The 19,195-nt window shown below is 33.6% G+C and carries 17 protein-coding genes; 11 read left to right on the top strand and 6 right to left on the bottom strand.

The features are described from left to right. Positions 1-30: 30 nt before the first annotated feature. Entirely contained in the window at positions 31-2,097 is a 2,067-nt protein-coding gene (locus JS605_RS04985; protein ID WP_203256552.1) for a flotillin family protein, read from the bottom strand. Between the two features lie 38 nt (positions 2,098-2,135). Continuing rightward, positions 2,136-2,876: a hypothetical protein gene (locus JS605_RS04980; protein WP_203256551.1), complete on the bottom strand. Its 741-nt coding sequence runs from the start codon at positions 2,874-2,876 to the stop codon at positions 2,136-2,138. 310 nt (positions 2,877-3,186) lie between these two features. On the opposite strand from JS605_RS04980, the gene JS605_RS04975 reads away from it, so the two are divergent. Beyond that, positions 3,187-4,569, top strand: coding sequence for a tetratricopeptide repeat protein (locus tag JS605_RS04975; protein ID WP_203256550.1), 1,383 nt, complete (start codon positions 3,187-3,189; stop codon positions 4,567-4,569). Between the two features lie 309 nt (positions 4,570-4,878). Then, positions 4,879-5,070, top strand: a complete 192-nt coding sequence (locus tag JS605_RS04970; protein ID WP_203256549.1) for a PID-CTERM protein-sorting domain-containing protein — start codon at positions 4,879-4,881, stop codon at positions 5,068-5,070. A gap of 2 nt (positions 5,071-5,072) precedes the next feature. Here the strand turns inward: JS605_RS04970 and JS605_RS04965 are convergent, their stop codons facing one another. After that, entirely contained in the window at positions 5,073-5,663 is a 591-nt protein-coding gene (locus tag JS605_RS04965) for a riboflavin synthase (protein ID WP_203256548.1), read from the bottom strand. Positions 5,664-5,726: 63 nt separating this feature from the next. Here JS605_RS04965 and pdxA point away from each other — a divergent pair, with 63 nt between their 5' ends. The 9 genes from pdxA (at position 5,727) to JS605_RS04920 (ending at position 14,780) form a co-directional block, all read left to right on the top strand. Then, positions 5,727-6,785: a 4-hydroxythreonine-4-phosphate dehydrogenase PdxA gene (gene pdxA / locus JS605_RS04960; RefSeq protein WP_203256547.1), complete on the top strand. Its 1,059-nt coding sequence runs from the start codon at positions 5,727-5,729 to the stop codon at positions 6,783-6,785. A 63-nt stretch (positions 6,786-6,848) separates the two neighbouring features. Then, the gene (locus tag JS605_RS04955) at positions 6,849-7,385 is read left to right on the top strand and encodes a YceD family protein (RefSeq protein WP_203256546.1); all 537 of its coding nucleotides are present in this window, start codon (positions 6,849-6,851) and stop codon (positions 7,383-7,385) included. A 7-nt stretch (positions 7,386-7,392) separates the two neighbouring features. Beyond that, positions 7,393-7,593 carry a 50S ribosomal protein L32 gene (rpmF, locus tag JS605_RS04950; RefSeq protein ID WP_130936604.1) on the top strand — a complete coding sequence of 67 codons (201 nt, stop codon included), beginning with the start codon at positions 7,393-7,395 and terminating at the stop codon, positions 7,591-7,593. A 179-nt stretch (positions 7,594-7,772) separates the two neighbouring features. Then, a complete protein-coding gene (locus tag JS605_RS04945) occupies positions 7,773-8,768 on the top strand; it encodes a beta-ketoacyl-ACP synthase III (protein ID WP_203256545.1) in 996 nt (331 codons plus the stop codon). A 30-nt stretch (positions 8,769-8,798) separates the two neighbouring features. Continuing rightward, a complete protein-coding gene (gene accB / locus JS605_RS04940; RefSeq protein ID WP_203256544.1) occupies positions 8,799-9,293 on the top strand; it encodes an acetyl-CoA carboxylase biotin carboxyl carrier protein in 495 nt (164 codons plus the stop codon). A gap of 86 nt (positions 9,294-9,379) precedes the next feature. Further along, positions 9,380-10,723: an acetyl-CoA carboxylase biotin carboxylase subunit gene (accC, locus tag JS605_RS04935; RefSeq protein WP_203256543.1), complete on the top strand. Its 1,344-nt coding sequence runs from the start codon at positions 9,380-9,382 to the stop codon at positions 10,721-10,723. Positions 10,724-10,891: 168 nt separating this feature from the next. Further along, positions 10,892-12,004: an NAD(P)/FAD-dependent oxidoreductase gene (locus JS605_RS04930; RefSeq protein ID WP_203256542.1), complete on the top strand. Its 1,113-nt coding sequence runs from the start codon at positions 10,892-10,894 to the stop codon at positions 12,002-12,004. Between the two features lie 42 nt (positions 12,005-12,046). Next, entirely contained in the window at positions 12,047-12,496 is a 450-nt protein-coding gene (locus JS605_RS04925; RefSeq protein WP_203256541.1) for a GreA/GreB family elongation factor, read from the top strand. A gap of 31 nt (positions 12,497-12,527) precedes the next feature. After that, positions 12,528-14,780 carry an efflux RND transporter permease subunit gene (locus JS605_RS04920; RefSeq protein ID WP_203256540.1) on the top strand — a complete coding sequence of 751 codons (2,253 nt, stop codon included), beginning with the start codon at positions 12,528-12,530 and terminating at the stop codon, positions 14,778-14,780. Between the two features lie 3 nt (positions 14,781-14,783). Here the strand turns inward: JS605_RS04920 and JS605_RS04915 are convergent, their stop codons facing one another. The 3 genes from JS605_RS04915 to JS605_RS04905 all read right to left on the bottom strand — a co-directional run bounded on the left by JS605_RS04915 (position 14,784) and on the right by JS605_RS04905 (position 19,129). Further along, the gene (locus tag JS605_RS04915; RefSeq protein ID WP_203256539.1) at positions 14,784-15,695 is read right to left on the bottom strand and encodes an ABC transporter ATP-binding protein; all 912 of its coding nucleotides are present in this window, start codon (positions 15,693-15,695) and stop codon (positions 14,784-14,786) included. A gap of 72 nt (positions 15,696-15,767) precedes the next feature. After that, positions 15,768-17,921: a prolyl oligopeptidase family serine peptidase gene (locus JS605_RS04910; protein WP_203256538.1), complete on the bottom strand. Its 2,154-nt coding sequence runs from the start codon at positions 17,919-17,921 to the stop codon at positions 15,768-15,770. Between the two features lie 218 nt (positions 17,922-18,139). Then, positions 18,140-19,129, bottom strand: coding sequence for an aspartate-semialdehyde dehydrogenase (locus JS605_RS04905; protein ID WP_203256537.1), 990 nt, complete (start codon positions 19,127-19,129; stop codon positions 18,140-18,142). Positions 19,130-19,195: the final 66 nt, after the last annotated feature.

Below are 19,195 nucleotides of genomic sequence, written 5' to 3'. Positions count from 1 at the left end.
CGTCTTGACTACGATTTTCTATCATACAAATTATTTCAATTTCTTATCAGACAATCCTAAACCTTTAGCAAGGTTAGATAAATTATCAAATAGAGTAGCCTCACTTGTATCGGTCGTTTTAGATTTTAAATCCATCAATAAATTAGCAACCGTTAAGTTTTTAATGTCTTCTGAAGAGATGCCATATTTTGTTGCAAAGTCTTTAATTTTATCTAAAAGATTGCCTTTTACATCGTCACTACCCAAAATAGCATCTTTAACTTCTGTAATGTTATCAGAATGGTTTACTAAACGATCTATACCTTTAGATTTAGTGATTTGCCCTATAATTTGATCGAAGAACATTGTTTCTCCTCCAACAATATCAATATTAGCTGCTTTAAGGGCTTCTCCAATCACGTTAGCTTGTGCATCTGCAATTTCTTTTTGAATATTAATTTCTGCTAAATCTACTTGTAATTCTTTATCTAAACGTAGCTTAAACTCTTCGTGTTCTTTACCAACGCCATCTAATTTCTTCATTGCCTCAGCTTTTTCTTCTATTCCAGCAGCTTCAGCAAGAGCTTGTTCTTTAATAACTTCAGCCTGTGCAATACCTTCTTCTTTAATAGCTTCAGCTTTAGCTAAAATACCAGCAGCTTCGGCTTTAGCTTTTTCCTCGATAATAGCGGCTTCAACTAAACCTTGACGCTCGTTAGCATCTGCTTTTGCATGCATTACTTGTGCTTCAGACATACCAATTGTAGCTTCTTCTTTTGCTTTAGCTTCGGCTAATGTTTTTCTAGCTTCAGCTTCTTTTTCACTAGCTTGCTTCTTTGCTTCAGCTTCAATATTTATTTCTTCAGCTTTTTGCTTAGAGGCTTCTTTTTCAGCTTCTGCAGCTTTTATAGTTTTAATTAAATCTTCTTGAGCATTAGCTTCAGCAATAGTAATCTTTACTTGCTTTTCCCTATCTGCAGTTTTAAAGGCCTCAATATCTTTCATATTTTCCTGCTCTTCTACCACGCCTTTTTCTAGCATTACTCTATCGCGAATAACATCTTGAATATTCTTTTTCTCAACTTCTACTACTTTTTCTTTTTCAATTTGAGCCAGTGTAACGATACGTTCTCTTTCTGTGGCTTCTAGCATTCTGTCTTTTTCTACACGTTCTGTTTCAACAGCATCAGTACGTTGTTTGTTTTTCGCAGCAACAATAATTTGGCGTGCCATATTTTCTTCTGCGACTTTTACTTTTTCTTCAGTAGAAATTCTAGCACTTTCAGACTTTAAGCGTTCTTCTTCAGCAACTTTTAAAGTTTCTGCTTCTTCGCGTGCTTTTATATTGGCAATCTCACGTTTTTGTTGCTCTTCTTTTTCAGCCAATTGTTTATCTAACTCTAAAATAGCTTCTCGCGCTTCCACATCTTGTTTTCTAATTACTTTCTCCTCATCACGTTTAATAAGGTTAGCCTTCATATTTTGTGCAGCGGTAAGCTCAGTGATTTTTTTAATCCCTTCAGCATCTAGAATATTATCAGCCTTTAAAAACTGTACAGAGGTTTGTTCTAAATAATCTATAGCACAATCTTCTAAAGTATAGCCATTAAGATCAGTACCAATGATATCTACAATTTCATCACGAAATTCTCTACGGGATTCATATAATTCAACAAAATTGAATTTTTTACCTACTGTTTTTAAAGCTTCAGAGAATTTGGCTTCAAATAATTCTTCTAAGGTAGAGATATCAGAAGCACGTTCACAACCAACGGTTTGAGCTACTTTTTTAATAAAGTCTACTTCATTGTTTACCCGTACAAAGAAGGCCACTTTAATATCGGCGCGCATATTGTCTTTACATATTAAACCGTTATCGCCAATACGCTCTATTTGAATTTTCTTTACCGAAATATCCATAATTTCAACTCTATGGAAAACAGGTACCACGTACAAACCTTTATCTGTTGCTACTTTAGTGCCTTTAAACCCTGTTCTTACCAGAGCTTCTCCTTGTGGTACTTTTTTATAAAACAGTGCAATTATTGCAAAGTAGATAATAATTAAAAATAGAATAAGCCCGATACCTATTCCAATAAATTGTGAGATGTTTTCCATTGTGAATTTTATTTTAAGAATTAATGTTTATGCTTGGTTTAGAATTCAACCTTGTCGAGGTTAAAGTTGTCATCGTTTTCATCTTCAAAGGGTAATACCCAATAAAAATTTTTATCGTCTGATTGTTTTATAATTACAATATTTTGTTTGTAGTCGATAGTCTTACCATCAAAAGATTTAACATAAATAGACATGGGGTTACCTTCAGCCATAACCTCTGCAGATCCCATTTTATTTTCATAAACTTTTGAGAGCATGACCCCTTTTTTACCTGCTAAATTTACAGGCATGTCACCATCAGGGTTTAGGTTTTTAAAAAAACCTTTAAATGGTGTAGTAAAAATTTTAGTTAAGATTAAAGAGGGTAAAATGCCAGCTAATAATAATGTGTATCCAAAATTGGTATTATATGAATTTGTAACACTTGTGGAAATTACTGTACATAACCACCACATAAAAATCCAACATGTAAAAGTGAACATAAACGGTAGTCCAACAAAGTTGAAATATACCAATACCATTTGCCACCATTCTAATTTTCTATGCGGATTTCTAATAACATCTTCTTCATTAATTTCGGCATTAGCAAGATCAGTAATATTGGTGGCAGTATCAATATCTGCATCTATATCCGCATCAATATCTACATCAACGTCTATATCCAAGTCAAAATCAATACCAGAAATCATATTGAAAAGCCAATATAAAATCAATAAAATAACAAGAAGACTAAGTATGAGATTTACAGATGAAAAGGCAACGTCAATAACTGATTTCAATTGATATTAGGTTTTAGATAGTTTGTGTTTTTAAAACGAAATTACCTTTAACAATAATAGGCAAAGTTTTTTACATTACAATCTGTATATTCTTATTTAGTGTATTGAAGATAAATCAGATTGATACTGTACTTATGGGTATTAGTTTTAAGTGAAGTGTTACAATAATTTTAAAAATTATTTGATGCACTTAGAAAGATTAACCTTGCAACACCGGTTTTTATTTCAGTGTTTAATAATTCTATTCTGGTACATATTTTGTGGCATTTTAAGAATTAGCCAGAGCATTAATTCTTAAAACTAAACCAAAATGAAAACAATTCACTTCTCTTTAATTTGTCTTTTGTGCTTAATATCAAGCCTATCTTTCAGTCAGGAAAACATAGATGAATGTAAAAACAAACTCTCTATCTTCCACGAGCATGTAAAAGCTAAAAATTATGTTGCGGCATATAAACCATGGGTTTTTGTAAAAGAAAATTGCCCAAAACTGAGTATAGCTATTTATGCTGATGGAGAGAAAATTTTAAAGCATAACATTAAAACGTCAGACACAAAAAAGCAGTTTTTAGAGGGATTGATTGAGTTATGGCAGATGCGAATGGAACATTTTCCCAATAAAGCCCCAAAAGGTATCTATGGCGCAAAGGCATGTCAGTTATTGTATGACAACAGAGCGTTGTTTCAGAAAAGTGATAGTGAATTATTTGATTGTTTTGATACTGTTTATAAAAAAGATAAATTAAACTTTACCCATCCTAAAAGTTTATATACTTATTTTTCATTGGTTGTAGATTTATATAAAGAAAATAAAAAATTAATTCAGGATGTTTTTGATACTTACGATGCTATTATTGAAAAAATTCAAGAAGAAGTAAAGAATTATTCAGAAAAGCTTAATACTTTAATTCAAAAAGAAGAAAATGGAGCAGTATTAACAAAAAATGAAAAAGATAAAATTAAAGCTTATAAAAGCTACCTTAAAAACTATGATTTAATTTCAAAAAACATAAATATAAAATTGGGTGTTATTGCCGATTGTGAAAACTTGATTCCACTATATACTAAAACTTTTGAGGCTAATAAAAATAATGCGGTTTGGTTAAAACGGGCTGTAAGTAGAATGTATCATAAAGAATGTACTGAAGATCCTCTTTATGAAAAACTAGTAAAAGCTTATGATGAAGTTGAGCCGTCTGCGGATACAAAATATTTTGTTGCTACCATTTTAATTAGAAAGGGAAAGTTTAAAGAAGCTGAAATATATTTAAAGGAATCTTATGATTTGGAAACAGATACATTTAAAAAATCAATAAGGGCCAATAGTAATGGTGCTCTCCTTAAGAAATTAAAAAGATATTCAGAGGCCCGTAAATATTTCAGAAAAGCACTAAAGCTTAATCCTTCTAGTGGAAGCCCTTGCTTAGCTATTGCAATGATGTATGCAGAGAGTGCTAAAAACTGTGGAGATTCTAATTTTAACAAAAGAGCAGTGTATTGGCTTGCGGCGGAGCAAGCAAAGAAAGCTATGCGTTTAGACCCTGTTTTACGTAAAAAGGCATCTCAGCTAGTAGAGAGATATAACGCTTTAGCACCCTCAAAAGAAGAAATCTTTAAATGTGCCTGCTCTGGTAAAGTTATAACAATAGGTTGTTGGATAAATGATAAAGTAACAGTACCAAAAATTAAATAAAAGTATATTAATTAATTGTTTTGATAATTTCCTTTTTTAAGAAGAAGTAATTAATTGTGCAAACATTTGTTAATAACTTGATGCTGTTGCTATTTAGGTCTTTAAATCTTTTATATATTTGTTTGGTAATAATATAATTACAGGGATTAATTTATAAATAATTATACTTTAAGGGCTATTTAAACGTTTAGATAATAGAAAGTTTGCTACATAAAATTTACTGTTTATCGATGATTTTTTACACTTTATAGATGATTTTTTAGTAAAAACCTTTTTCAAACTCTCTTTTTTTTATACATTTGCGTCCCAATGATGATACAAACTAAAAGAATATTAGCCTCAGTCTTATTTGTATTGATAAGCTTTGTGTGTGTTGCTCAAGGTGGTGGACCTCCTCCTCCTCAACCTAGTCCTCCTCCAGGTCTTCCAATTGATGGCGGTGTATTGGTAGGTATTCTAGTTGCTGTATTTTATGGTGGTAAGAAATTATTAAAAAAATAATTTTATTTATAGTTCTTCATTAGTCTAGCTACGTATTTACCAACAACATCAAACTCTAAATTTACTATTGTGCCTTTTTTAAAGGTTTTAAAATTCGTGTTTTCGTAAGTATAAGGTATAATAGCCACACTAAAAGTATTTGTTCCAGAATTAACTACTGTTAAACTGGTACCGTTTACAGTAATTGAACCTTTTTCAATAGTAATATTGTTTAAAGAAGTATCATATTCAAAAGAAAAAACCCAACTACCATTTGCGTTTTCAATAGCAGTACAAATAGCAGTTTGGTCTACATGCCCCTGTACGATATGGCCATCAAGCCTATCGCCCAATTTCATGGCACGTTCTAAATTAACAATTTCTCCTGTTTTAAGCGTATCTAAGTTAGTTTTATCTAGTGTTTCTTGAATTGCCGTAACAGTGTATACATCATCATTTATATCTATCACAGTTAAACACACACCGTTATGCGCAATACTTTGATCAATTTTTAGCTCATGGGTTATATTACTTTTAACTGAGATATGAAGGTTTTCTTTATCTTTTTCCAATTTAGTAATAGTACCTAGAGATTCAATAATTCCCGTAAACATAATATTATGTGTTTATTTGGTTAAATTTGCACCTCAAAATTACGAACAAAATTTAGGGTATTAATGAAGAATGAAGAAAATATCGTTGTAGGCATTTCGGTTGGAGATTTAAATGGGATAAGTGGCGAAATTATTTTAAAAACCTTTAAGGATTCCAGAATTCTTGAGCTTTGTACGCCTGTAATTTTTGCATCGGTTAAAGTGATGCAATTTTTTAAAAAACATTTCAACTCATCCATAGATTTTAATAGTGTTCATGATATTAACAACATAAGTCGGGGTAAAGTAAATGTATTAAATTGCTGGAAGGAACCAGTAACAATTAATTTTGGGCAAGAAGAAACCAAAATAGGAGAGTACGCATTAAAATCTCTGGAAAGAGCCACTAAAGCTTTAAAACAAGAGCAGATAGATATTCTAGTAACAGCTCCCATAAACAAACATAATATACAATCAGAGGCGTTTACATTTCCTGGACATACTGATTATCTCGCAAAAGAATTAGGAGGGAAAAGTTTAATGTTTATGGTAACCGATACCTTAAAAGTAGGACTGCTAACCGACCATGTCCCTGTAAAAGATGTATCAAATCATATTTCAGAAGAGCTTATTACAGATAAAATCAATACCGTTTATGAAACCTTGAAAAAGGACTTCAATATCATAAAGCCTAAGATTGCGGTTTTGGGTATCAATCCTCATACGGGTGATAATGGTGTTATTGGCAATGAAGATGATACTGTTATGCGACCAACTTTGAAAAAAATTAAGGAAGCAGGTAAATTAGTCTATGGCCCATATGCTGCAGATAGTTTTTTTGGGACTAATAACTACAAAAATTTTGACGCTATTATAGCGTCATATCATGACCAAGGGCTAATTCCTTTTAAAACACTATCATTTGGGCAAGGCGTTAATTTTACAGCAGGTTTAACGCGTGTAAGAACATCTCCAGACCACGGTACGGCTTACGAAATTGCTGGTAAAGGTATTGCTGATGAAGGCTCATTTAAGGAAGCGTTATTTACTGGAATTAAAATTTTTAGAAACCGACGTGATTTTGAGGAACTTACGGCAAACCCCTTAAAAAAGCAACCAAGAAAAGCTGGAGTAAAAAAATAATATTTTCCAAGTTGGCTTAAGCTAAAAAATTTATATATTTGCAGGCTCAAAATAGATGTGATAATGAAGCCAATGAAAGAATATATCATCCCATTTATTGGGTTAAAGGTTGGAAATCACGATTTTGAGTACAAAATAGACCAAACGTTCTTTGATTATTTTGAGTATGAAGATTTTAATGAAGTAAAGGTAAATGTTGATGTTTCTTTAAACAAAAAATCAACATTACTAGAACTACATTTTGAAATTTCTGGATACGTAAATATTAATTGTGATGTGACCAATGAGCCTTACAACCAAAATATTGAAAATAGTTTTGATTTGGTAGTAAAGTTTGGTCAAGAATACAATGATGAAAATATTGATATTTTAATCTTGCCACATGGCGAGTACGAAATTAATATTCAGCAATATATTTACGAACTTATTGTTTTGGCAGTACCAGCAAAACGCATTCATCCAGGAGTGGAAGATGGTACATTAAGTTCTGAAATACTTGATAAACTCGAAGAGTTAAGTCCAAAAGAAACAAAAGAAGAGGCAAACAAGGATATTGATCCACGTTGGAATACATTAAAAAAACTATTAACGGATAAATAAATAGAAAATGGCACATCCTAAAAGAAAAATCTCTAAAACTAGAAGAGATAAAAGAAGAACACATTATAAAGCAACTGCGCCACAGATTGCTACATGCCCTACTACAGGAGAAGCTCATTTATACCATAGAGCACATTGGCACGAAGGTAAATTATATTATAGAGGTCAAGTGTTAATTGATAATACTGAAGAAGAAAACGTAGCATAAATGCTATGTATGCATATATTAAAACGCTCACTTGTGGGCGTTTTTTTTATGATATGTATTTCTAAAAGGTAAAAAAGCTTTAATTTGCATCAAAATAATTCAAAATTCCCTATTTTTCGTCAAAAATTAGAGGATTTGGATGTATTTAGAGCGTTTTTCGTTCAAATTTATTAAAACGTATGAGTAAAATCTCAGCAGCAATTACCGCGGTTGGAGCTTATGTTCCAGAGTATGTATTAACCAATCAAATTCTTGAAACCATGGTTGATACTAATGATGAATGGATAACCACACGTACTGGAATTAAAGAACGCCGTATTTTAAAAGAAGAAGGTAAAGGGACTTCTTACCTAGCTATTAAAGCAGCACAGAATCTTATAGATAAAAAAGGGATAGACCCAAAAGACCTAGAGTTGGTAATAGTAGCCACGGCTACACCAGATATGAAAGCCGCTTCTACTGCCGCTTACACAGCTGCTAAAATTGGGGCAACTAATGCGTTTTCTTTTGATATGGACGCAGCATGCTCTAGTTTTCTTTACGGCATGTCTGTTGCAGCATCCTACATTGAGTCTGGACGTTACAAAAATGTACTTTTAATAGGTGCTGATAAAATGTCTTCACTCATCAACTACAAGGATAGGGCCACATGTATTATTTTTGGAGACGGGGCAGGTGCAGTTTTATTTGAGCCAACCCAAGAGGATCTAGGACTTAAAGATGAATATTTAAGAAGTGATGGAACAGGACGTGAGTTTTTGCAGGCCACTTATGGCGGTTCAGCACATGCGTTAACACATGAAGCACTAGATGAAGGCAAACATTACGCATTTCAAGAAGGAAGAACAGTATTTAAAAATGCCGTATTTAACATGGCAGATGCTACAGTTAAAGTTTTAGAACGAAATAATCTAGATAAAGATTCTGTAGATTGGCTAGCAGCGCACCAAGCCAATAAAAGAATTATTGATGCCACAGCCCAACGTATAGACTTAGCAGAAGAAAAGGTGATGATAAATATCCATAAATATGGAAACACAACCTCTGCTACATTACCATTATTGCTTAACGATTACGAATCGCAACTTAAAAAAGGCGATAATATCATATTTGCTGCATTTGGCGGCGGATTCAATTGGGGAGCCATTTATTTAAAATGGGCCTATAACTCTTAAAAACTAATCATTAAAACCAATAGCTGAATTATGGATTTAAAAGAGATTCAAAACTTAATCAAGTTTGTTGCTAAATCTGGAGCAAGCGAGGTTAAATTAGAAATGGATGATGTAAAAATCACCATCAAAACAGGATCAGATAACGATACTCCAACAGTACAATACGCACCTGTTGCTGCTCCGCAAATAGCGCAAGCACCAGCACCTGTTGCAGAAACTCCTGCTCCAGCCGCCGCAGCACCTGCAAAACAAGAGGCGCAAGCCGCTGCAGATGATACGTCAAAATATATTACAATAAAATCTCCTATTATAGGAACATTCTACAGAAAACCATCTCCAGATAAGCCTTTATTTGTTGAGGTGGGACAAACTATTGCAGAAGGAGATGTACTTTGTATCATTGAAGCTATGAAGCTTTTCAATGAAATAGAATCGGAAGTTTCAGGAAAAGTAGTGAAAATTTTAGTGGATGATGCTTCTCCAGTAGAATTCGACCAACCACTATTCTTAGTAGATCCATCATAACCTATTAAAAATTCCAATATACAAATCTCAAAATCCAATATTTGGAATTTGGCGATTGGAATTTGAGATTTTTAATTCAAGACGTTATGTTTAAAAAAATATTGATTGCCAATAGAGGGGAAATTGCGCTTCGCGTTATTAGAACCTGTAAAGAGATGGGAATAAAAACCGTTGCGGTATATTCAACAGCAGATGCGGATAGTTTGCATGTAAAATTTGCAGACGAAGCCGTTTGTATTGGCCCTCCAGCAAGTACAGATTCGTATTTAAAGATGTCCAACGTTATTTCTGCTGCTGAAATTACAAATGCAGATGCTATCCATCCAGGATACGGTTTCTTATCAGAAAATGCGAAGTTCTCCCAGATTTGTGAAGAACACGGTATCAAATTCATTGGGGCTTCGGCTGAAATGATTGATAAGATGGGAGATAAAGCCAATGCTAAAGCTACCATGAAGGCTGCTGGTGTACCTTGTGTGCCAGGAAGTGAGGGTGTTATCGAATCTTATAAGGAGTGCGAAAAATTAGCCGAAGAGGTAGGCTACCCCGTAATGTTAAAGGCTTCTGCTGGTGGTGGAGGTAAAGGTATGCGAGGTGTGTTCAAAAAAGAAGACCTTAAAGATGCATGGGACTCTGCAAGACAAGAAAGTAAGGCTGCTTTTGGCAACGATGATATGTACATGGAAAAACTCATAGAAGAGCCAAGACATATCGAAATACAAATTGTAGGAGATTCTCGTGGAAAAGCCTGTCATTTATCTGAAAGGGATTGTTCAGTACAGCGTCGCCACCAAAAATTAACTGAAGAAGTACCATCTCCATTTATGACTCCCCAATTGCGTAAAAAAATGGGAGACGCTGCAGTAAAAGCTGCTGAGTATATTAACTACGAAGGTGCAGGGACAGTAGAATTTTTGGTAGACAAACACCGTAATTTCTACTTCATGGAAATGAATACCCGTATTCAAGTAGAGCACCCAATTACAGAGCAAGTTATTGATTTTGATTTGATTAGAGAACAAATTTTAGTAGCTGCAGGTGTGCCAATTTCAGGTAAAAATTACGACCCAAAATTACATTCTATAGAATGCCGAATAAACGCAGAAGATCCTTATAACGGGTTTAGACCTTCTCCAGGAAGAATAACTACGCTACATGCTCCAGGAGGACATGGTGTGCGTTTAGATACCCATGTGTACGCAGGCTATACTATTCCGCCAAATTACGATTCTATGATAGCAAAGTTGATTACAACTGCGCAAACTAGAGAAGAGGCTATAAATAAAATGAAGCGTGCCTTAGATGAGTTTGTTATTGAAGGCATCAAAACCACAATACCATTCCATAGAGCACTTATGGACCATCCAGATTATATAGCTGGTAATTATACAACAAAGTTTATGGAAGACTTTGAAATGCCAAAAGCATAACTAAAAAACTCCGAAATTAATTTCGGAGTTTTTTTATATAGTAACCTAAGGTTTACTTTACCCATTGATTTTTATTTTAAATATTTCGTAAGTATTTAGCGAAATAAAGACATTTTACCCCCAAATCTAAATCATGTTACATAAACATAAAGCAGTAACTTAGCACTTATGCAACTCTCCTATTGGGAAATAAAAACATGGCTATCTAGCGTAGACTTTTGTATTGTTGGCAGCGGTATTGTAGGGCTTAATTGTGCTTTACAATTAAGAGAACGTTATCCAAAAGCAAAAATCATCATTTTAGAGCGCGGCACATTACCACAAGGCGCAAGTACCAAGAATGCAGGATTTGCATGTTTTGGTAGCTTAAGCGAAATATTAGACGATTTAAAATCCCATACACAAGAAGAAATATTTCAGCTAGTAAAACAACGCGTAGAGGGTTTAAAATTATTAAGGACAGTAATTGGAGATAAACAACTAAAGTTTCAACAATTAGGTGGGTATGAGCTCTTTTTAAAAAAAGATGAAGAATTATTTAACCATTGTAAAGCGCAAAAAAGACAGATTAATGCTTTACTAAAACCAATTTTTAAAGATGATGTCTTTAGCTTAAAAGATAATATTTTCAAGTTTAAAGCTATTCAAGAAGATTATATATTTAACCAGTTTGAAGGACAAATTGATACTGGATGCATGATGGAAGCATTGCTTGAATTAGTGCAAGCAAAAAGTATTAAGATTTTAAATACCGTAACTGTTGAAGATTTTTCAGAAGATATAAATTCAGTGATAATTAAAACCCGTCATTTTGAGTTTTCAGCATCTAAACTAGTAATAGCTACTAATGGTTTTGCTTCTCAACTTTTAAATGAAGGCGTCACACCTGCTCGTGCTCAAGTATTGATTACAAAACCTATTAAAAACCTTCGTATTAAAGGGACATTTCACTTAGATAGAGGTTACTATTATTTTAGAAATGTTGACAACAGAATTTTATTTGGTGGAGGTAGACATCTAGATTTTAAAACTGAAGAAACTTCAAAATTTGGAGAAACCAAAATCATTCAAAATACATTAGAGTCACTTTTAAAAACTATTATACTACCAAATTATTCTTTTGAAATTGAGCACTGTTGGAGTGGTATTATGGGTGTTGGTAAACAGAAAAAAGCAATTGTAAAACAAGTATCAAATAATGTATATTGTGGAGTGCGTTTAGGAGGAATGGGTGTAGCAATTGGTAGCTTAGTTGGAAAGGAATTAGCAGATTTGATATAACTACTTTTGCCATTAATGCGAAGGTAACAATCTCTTTTTTAAATGACTATAAAACAACAACTGTATAAACAATGCGAAGATTTTCTAAATAAGCGTTTAGAAGCAATACAGCATACAATTTCTGAAATTCAAAATTCATTACTGTCAGAAACTAAAAGTTCTGCTGGAGATAAGCATGAAACAGGTAGAGCAATGCTTCAATTAGAACGAGAAAAAGCAGGAAAGCAACTGGCTGAAATTCAAAAAGTAAAGGAAACCCTTTCTAAAATTAATATCGAAAAAAATTCAGAAACTATAAGTTTAGGATGTTTGGTATACACTACAACGCTTAATTATTTTATAGCGATAAGTGCTGGAGAAATAAACTATAATAATGATAAGTTTTATGCTATTTCTCCGTCTACACCTATAGCAAAATTACTATTGTCTAAAAAAGTTGGGGAACAGGTAACATTTAGAAGCCTTACCTTTACAATAGTTAAGATAGAATAATACTTACTTAGAATTTTATGTTATTACAACAGTGAAACGGTTACAGAATATCATAAAAACCATTATAAAATTTAGGCTAGCAATTATAGTGCTATTAGCCGTATTAATGGGGATTGCTGGCTACCAAACTGCCAATAAATTGAATATAGACAATTCTTTGTCTATTTGGTTTTTAGAAGATGATCCAAGCTATAAAGCGTATATAGATTTTCAAGAAGAGTTTGGTTCTGATGAGATTTTTATTGCCATGTTTCCTGTTGAAAATGCAATTGGTAAAGCAGAACGACAAACACTTTTACAATTGCATGAGCGTATAGAAGCACTGTCTTTTGTAAAAACATCGTTTAGTTTAGCAAAAGCAAAATATCCTATTTATAACAATGGCGCAATTGTTTTTGACGATTTGTACAATACACAGCGTAGTGAAAAGGGATTGAAAAATCTACTATCCAAATTACCTAACATAAGTACTCAATTACTGTCTAAGGATTTTAAGCATCAATTTTTTTACATTCAATTAAACCCAACGCCACAAATTGAGGAAAAAAGAGAAATTATTGCTGGAGAAATAAGAAGCGCTATTGAAAGTTATTACAACGACTATTATTTAACAGGCCCACCAGTGTTAAACGAAGCCTACAGTAAGGGCATATACAAAGAAAGTTTATGGTTTGGTGTTTTAACGGTTTTAGTCATTACCATAATGCTACTGTTTTTACTCCCTAACAAAAGGTATTTAATTATTTCCCTACTCTCTGTGGCAGTGCCAGTATCGTTGTTGTTTGGTATTATTACATCGCTTGGCTATACGTTGAATATGATATCCATGCTTATTCCAACTATTTTAATGGTGTACAGCGTAAGCGATGCAGTGCATATTATAAACATATACCACAAAGAAGGACTTACAAATAAAACACTAGGTAAAGTAGAACTTTTAGCATTAGCAGTGCGTAAAAGTATAACACCGTGTTTTTATACAACGCTTACCACGTTTGTAGGCTATTTTGCCTTGTATCTATCACCATTACCCGCATTTAAAAATATGGGCGTATTTACCTGTATTGGGTTAATATTGAGTTTTTTGTTAGTATATATTATCACAATTATTGGGTTTAGTTTTATGCATCTGGATTTTAAAGCAGCGAAGCCCATCCTATCTTTTAAAAGCTTTAGTCAAACTCGCTTTATTCATTGGATAAACCGTGTTACTTCACAATATAAAACAACTATTATTGTTGTATTTACCATAGTATTAGTGTACGGATTGTACTCTGTTTTCCAAGTTAAGATAGATACCGATTCTTTGGATCTTTTAGCAGAAGGAAAAGCTAAACAGGATTTAAGAATTGTGGAAGCGCAACTTCACAGCAGTTCTAGGTTACAATTAGATATTGCCATGGTGGATGGTAGTAGTATATTGAATAAGGAAGCCATGAAAGGCTTGGAAGATTTTCAAAATAAATTAGAAGGAAATCCAATCATTACAGCACCAGTGTCTATTGTTGATATTAAGGCGTTTTTAGAGAAAAGAACCCCTGTTTTATTTCAATCTAATATTTCAGAGGAAAGCATAAGGAATACTTTAGCCTCAGTTGAGAATACAGATAATAGTTTTTTTAAACTATTTGCAGACGATTTGAGTTCGGCAGGAATTACAATTAGCCTTAGGGATATAAAAACATCTCAGCTAGAACAATTATTGATAGATATTGAAGATGCGTTTAAAGCTACATTTGATACACGCGTGTATAGTTTAAAAATTAATGGGTTTGCTGTGGTATTTTCACAACTTAATAAATTTATTTTAGAAACGCAGTTCAAGTCGTTTTTTGCGGCATTTTTTGTGGCCTTTTTATGTTTATGGTTTTTTATAAGAAGTTTTAAAACTACCATTTTAGTTTTAATTCCAAATGTTTTACCGCTAGCCATTTTAGCTATTTTTATGAGTTTATTTGATATTCCTTTAGATGTTTCTACAGCCATGATTACGCCTATTATGCTAGGAATAGCTATGGACGACACCATTCATTTAGTACACAAGTATAGAAAAAGTAAAAGGATACAGGGAACTGCAGAAGAGCGTATGAATAATGCAATGCGTTATACTGGCAACGCCTTATTATCTACAACAATTGCTTTAGTTGGTGGATTTTTAATCATAGCTTCGAGTGCTACGCCATCAGTAAGTGATTTTGGTGCGTTGTGTGCTATTACCGTAGCGATAGCTTTAATTACTGATATTTTTTATTTACCAGCTTTATTAAAGAAGTTTGATCGTTGATGGTTATTTATCGATTTTTAGATAAACAATCTCGTTATACTTTAGAGGTATATTGTTTTCAAAAAAAATAGTATTGCCATTTAAATCAGCTTCAATTAAATAATAATGCCCTTTGAAATAAGAATGATTAACGGTTGCTTTTAAGTCTGATTGAGGTACCACTTTTAATTGATACGCATAGTAAATATTTTCATTAATCATGTTAAACTCCCCAAAAAAGGCTGCAATTAAAGGCAATTCTGGATTCTCAAAAAGTGTTTTAGGTGTTGCATTTGCTACAAAAGTGTTATCATGTAGCACGAGCATTCTATCAGCAAAACCAAGTACATCTTCTTTATCGTGAGTAGCTACTATACATGTAATGTTTTTGTCTTTTAAATATTTAAAAACACTACGCCTTAAGCTTTGTTTTTTAAAATTATCTATGTGGCTAAATGGTTCATCTAATAAAAATATCTCAGGCTGTTTTGCTAAAGCCCTAGCTAGCGCTACACGTTGCTTTTGTCCACCACTTAAAGACTTCACTTTTGTTTTTGCAAAAGCTTCTAGCTCTACTACTTTAATAAGTTCGTCTACCCGTTGTTGTGTTTCTTCAGGAAAAAATCGAGATAAGTGTTTTGCTATGTTTTCTTCAACTGATATGTAGGGCATCAAATCGAATTCTTGTGCCACATACTTCATAAAACTATAACCAATGACTAGGTTATGTTTAGGCCCTAAAATTTCTTGATCTTTCCAAAATATCTGCCCTTCATCAACATCTAATTCTCCATATAGCAGTTTTAAAAGCGTACTTTTTCCAGAACCGCTTTCGCCAATAATAGCAATATGTTCTCCTTGCTTTGCTTCAAAAGAAATTTGCTTTAAAACAAACTCTTTTTTGTATTTAAAAGAAAGGTTATTTACGTATAACATAGCCTAAGCAAAAGTAGTATAAAAAAACACGCTTCTTGTGAGGAAGCGTGTTTTAAAAAGTGCATTTTACATTTAATCTTTTAATTTTTCAATTGCTTTGTTAGGTAGTGTATTAAAACCCATATTGTATAATGTAAACCCAAAAATATCTGCGTATTGCTCAATAGTTTTGCTTACAGGTGTTCCTGCGCCGTGGCCAGCATTTGTTTCAATTCGTATTAATGTAGGGTTATCTCCGGTTTGCTTACTCTGTAATTCCGCAGCAAATTTAAAACTATGTGCAGGTACTACGCGATCGTCATGATCGCCAGTTGTAACCAGGGTTGCGGGATATTCCACGTTAGATTTTATATTGTGTAAAGGCGAGTAGCCTTTTAGGTATTGGAACATCTCTTTACTATCGTTAGCAGTACCATAATCGTAAGCCCAACCTGCTCCAGCAGTAAATGTATGATAGCGTAACATATCTAAAACACCAACGGCTGGTAAGGCTACTTTTGCTAAATCTGGACGCTGCGTCATAACTGCTCCAACTAATAACCCACCGTTAGACCCTCCTCTTAAAGCTAGATAATCTGATGAGGTGTAATTATTTTCTATGAGATATTCGCCAGCAGCAATAAAATCATCAAAAACATTTTGTTTTTGCATTTTGGTACCAGCAATATGCCATTTTTTACCATACTCTCCTCCGCCTCTTATATTTGGAACTGCTAGGATACCGCCTTGTTCCATCCAAACAGCATTTGTTATACTAAAAGATGGGTTTAAGCTTATATTAAAGCCTCCATAGCCGTAAAGCATGGTTGGATTTTTACCATTAAGCTCCAGCCCTTTTTTATGTGTGATTATCATTGGTACCTTTGTACCATCCTTAGAGGTGTAAAATACTTGGTTACTTTCGTAGTCTTCACTATTAAAGGCTATAGCGGGTTTCCAGTATAGCTCGGATTTACCTGTGCTTAAATCGAGTTTATAAATGCTAGATGGTGTATTGTAGTTTGTAAAAGAAAAATAATCTAGCTGCTCCTCTTTTTTTGCTCCAAAACCATTAGCATTACCTACACCAGGTAGTTTAATTTCTCTAACCAATCTTCCATTATAATCATACTGTAACACCTTAGAAATAGCATCTACCATATACTCAGCAATAAAGTAACCGCCGCTGGTAGAGGGCGACAATACATGTTCGGTTTCAGGAATGATGTCTACCCAATGTTCTGGTGCTGGGTTTGATGCATCAACAGCTACAATTTTTTTATTAGGCGCGTTTAAATTGGTCACTAAAAACAACTTACTACCTACATTATCAATCACATACGTGTCGCTATCGGTATGATCTAAAACAGTAATTAATTTACTATTGGGTTTAGATAAGTCTTTGATATAAAGTTTGTTGCCAGAGGTGGAAACTTTTGGAGAAATAATTAAATACTTGTTATCTTCGGTAACCGTACCGTAAATATAACGGTGCTTTTCTTCTGGAGTGCCTCCAAAGACGAGTGCATCATTTTGTTGCGGCGTGCCTAACTTATGGTAGTACACTTTGTGCTGGTCTGTTTTAGCAGATAATTCGCTGCCATCAGGTTTATCATAGCTAGAATAATAAAAGCCTTCATTTTTGTACCAAGAGATACCACTAAACTTTATATCAACAAGGGTATCTTCTATTATTGCTTTACTCTCAGTATCCATAATGAGAATCTTACGCCAATCACTACCACCTTCAGAAATGGAATAGGCAGCAATTTTACCATTTTTAGAGAAACTCACATTACCTAATGAAGTGGTTCCATCTTCTGAAAATGTATTGGGGTCTAAAAACGCAGTAGCTGTATCGGGGTCTTCTCCTGTTTTGTAACGATAAATCACATATTGGTTTTGTAAGCCATCGTTTTTATAGAAATAAGTATAATTACCCTCAATAAAAGGCGCGCTTACTTTTTCATAATTCCAAAGTTTAGATAAACGCTCTTTTAAATCTTTACGAAATGGAATGTTATCCAAATAGCCAAATGTAGTTTGGTTTTGTTGTTTTACCCATGCTTTGGTGTCGTCGCTTCTATCATCCTCTAACCATCTGTAGGGGTCTTTTATAGCAACACCAAAATAGGAATCAACGGTATCAACAGTTTTTGTTTCTGGGTAATTCACAGCGTTTTTTTGTTTTGTTTTACATCCCGTTACAATAGTTGTAATGAGTGCTATTAGTAATAATTTTTTCATCTAGTTATTTTTTACAAAAATAACTTATTGCTTAACCTGAAACTGTTTAGGTATTGTTAATGTTTTTGATTGTCTGCCGGTAACCGAGCTAAAAAGTATTATAAGCAGTATGACTGTTAAAGTTAGGTGGTTTCCTATAAACACATAACCTAGGCAAATATATTAATGCAAAAAAGGCTTCTAATATTAGAAGCCTTTAACACTAAAATTAGTAACACTTACACTAAATTATTCTCAATTAAATATTCTGCAATTTGTACAGTATTAGTTGCAGCTCCCTTGCGTAAATTATCAGCAACAATCCACATATTTAATGTATTTGGTTGCGACTCATCTCTACGAATACGTCCTACAAAAACTTCATCTTTCTCATGTGCAAAAATAGGCATTGGGTAACTGTTATTTGCCGTATCGTCTTGTACCACAACTCCTGGAGTGTCACTTAATAATTGACGTACTTCAGCTAAATCAAAATCATTTTCAAACTCTACATTTACAGATTCAGAATGCCCACCAGCTGTTGGAATTCTAACTGCAGTAGCAGATACAGAGAACGTTCTATCATTCATAATTTTTTGTGGCTCTCTAGCCAACTTCATTTCTTCTTTTGTATAACCATTATCCTCAAATACATCGCAATGTGGCAATGCATTTCTACCTATTGGATATGGATACGCCATTTCGCCCTCAATACCAGCAATTTCGTTTTCTAATTGACGAACAGCTTTAACACCAGTACCAGAAACAGATTGATAAGTTGACACTACAACGCGTTTCATTTTGTATTTTTTGTGTAATGGATTTAAGGCCATAACCATCTGTATTGTAGAACAATTAGGGTTGGCTATAATTTTATCGTCTTTGGTTAGCTCTTGTGCATTAATTTCTGGAACCACTAATTTCTTGGTAGGGTCCATTCTCCAAGCCGAAGAATTATCAACAACGGTAGTACCAGCTTCTGCAAACTTTGGTGCCCATTCTAAGGATGTACCTCCACCAGCTGAAAACAACGCTATGTCTGGTTGCATTGCAACGGCAGTCTCTAAACCAACAACGGTGTAATCGTTGCCTTTATAGGTTAAAGTTTTACCTACTGAGCGTTCTGACGCTACAGGGATTAATTCTGTTACAGGAAAATTACGTTCTGCAAGAACTTTTAACATGACTTCGCCCACCATACCAGTGGCACCAACTACAGCTACTTTCATCTGTTTAAATTTTTAATAAATGCGTCCGCAAAACTAAGTATTAATTACAATTCTGAGCATAAAAAA

Source organism: Hyunsoonleella ulvae, assembly GCF_016827605.1.
GTDB classification, from domain to species: domain Bacteria; phylum Bacteroidota; class Bacteroidia; order Flavobacteriales; family Flavobacteriaceae; genus Jejuia; species Jejuia ulvae.
Note: the sequence above shows the minus strand (reverse complement) of the source record. Positions and strands in the feature narration are given on the sequence as shown.

What these genes read in the sequence shown, in the direction of transcription:
- JS605_RS04945 (WP_203256545.1), top strand. Translation starts at nt 7,773, where the DNA reads ATGAGTAAAATCTCAGCAGCAATTACCGCGGTTGGAGCTTATGTTCCA.
- JS605_RS04965 (WP_203256548.1), bottom strand. Translation starts at nt 5,663, where the DNA reads ATGTTTACGGGAATTATTGAATCTCTAGGTACTATTACTAAATTGGAA.
- JS605_RS04905 (WP_203256537.1), bottom strand. Translation starts at nt 19,129, where the DNA reads ATGAAAGTAGCTGTAGTTGGTGCCACTGGTATGGTGGGCGAAGTCATG.
- JS605_RS04970 (WP_203256549.1), top strand. Translation starts at nt 4,879, where the DNA reads ATGATGATACAAACTAAAAGAATATTAGCCTCAGTCTTATTTGTATTG.
- JS605_RS04955 (WP_203256546.1), top strand. Translation starts at nt 6,849, where the DNA reads ATGAAGCCAATGAAAGAATATATCATCCCATTTATTGGGTTAAAGGTT.
- JS605_RS04975 (WP_203256550.1), top strand. Translation starts at nt 3,187, where the DNA reads ATGAAAACAATTCACTTCTCTTTAATTTGTCTTTTGTGCTTAATATCA.
- JS605_RS04915 (WP_203256539.1), bottom strand. Translation starts at nt 15,695, where the DNA reads ATGTTATACGTAAATAACCTTTCTTTTAAATACAAAAAAGAGTTTGTT.
- accC (WP_203256543.1), top strand. Translation starts at nt 9,380, where the DNA reads ATGTTTAAAAAAATATTGATTGCCAATAGAGGGGAAATTGCGCTTCGC.
- rpmF (WP_130936604.1), top strand. Translation starts at nt 7,393, where the DNA reads ATGGCACATCCTAAAAGAAAAATCTCTAAAACTAGAAGAGATAAAAGA.
- JS605_RS04910 (WP_203256538.1), bottom strand. Translation starts at nt 17,921, where the DNA reads ATGAAAAAATTATTACTAATAGCACTCATTACAACTATTGTAACGGGA.
- pdxA (WP_203256547.1), top strand. Translation starts at nt 5,727, where the DNA reads ATGAAGAATGAAGAAAATATCGTTGTAGGCATTTCGGTTGGAGATTTA.
- accB (WP_203256544.1), top strand. Translation starts at nt 8,799, where the DNA reads ATGGATTTAAAAGAGATTCAAAACTTAATCAAGTTTGTTGCTAAATCT.
- JS605_RS04925 (WP_203256541.1), top strand. Translation starts at nt 12,047, where the DNA reads ATGACTATAAAACAACAACTGTATAAACAATGCGAAGATTTTCTAAAT.
- JS605_RS04985 (WP_203256552.1), bottom strand. Translation starts at nt 2,097, where the DNA reads ATGGAAAACATCTCACAATTTATTGGAATAGGTATCGGGCTTATTCTA.
- JS605_RS04930 (WP_203256542.1), top strand. Translation starts at nt 10,892, where the DNA reads ATGCAACTCTCCTATTGGGAAATAAAAACATGGCTATCTAGCGTAGAC.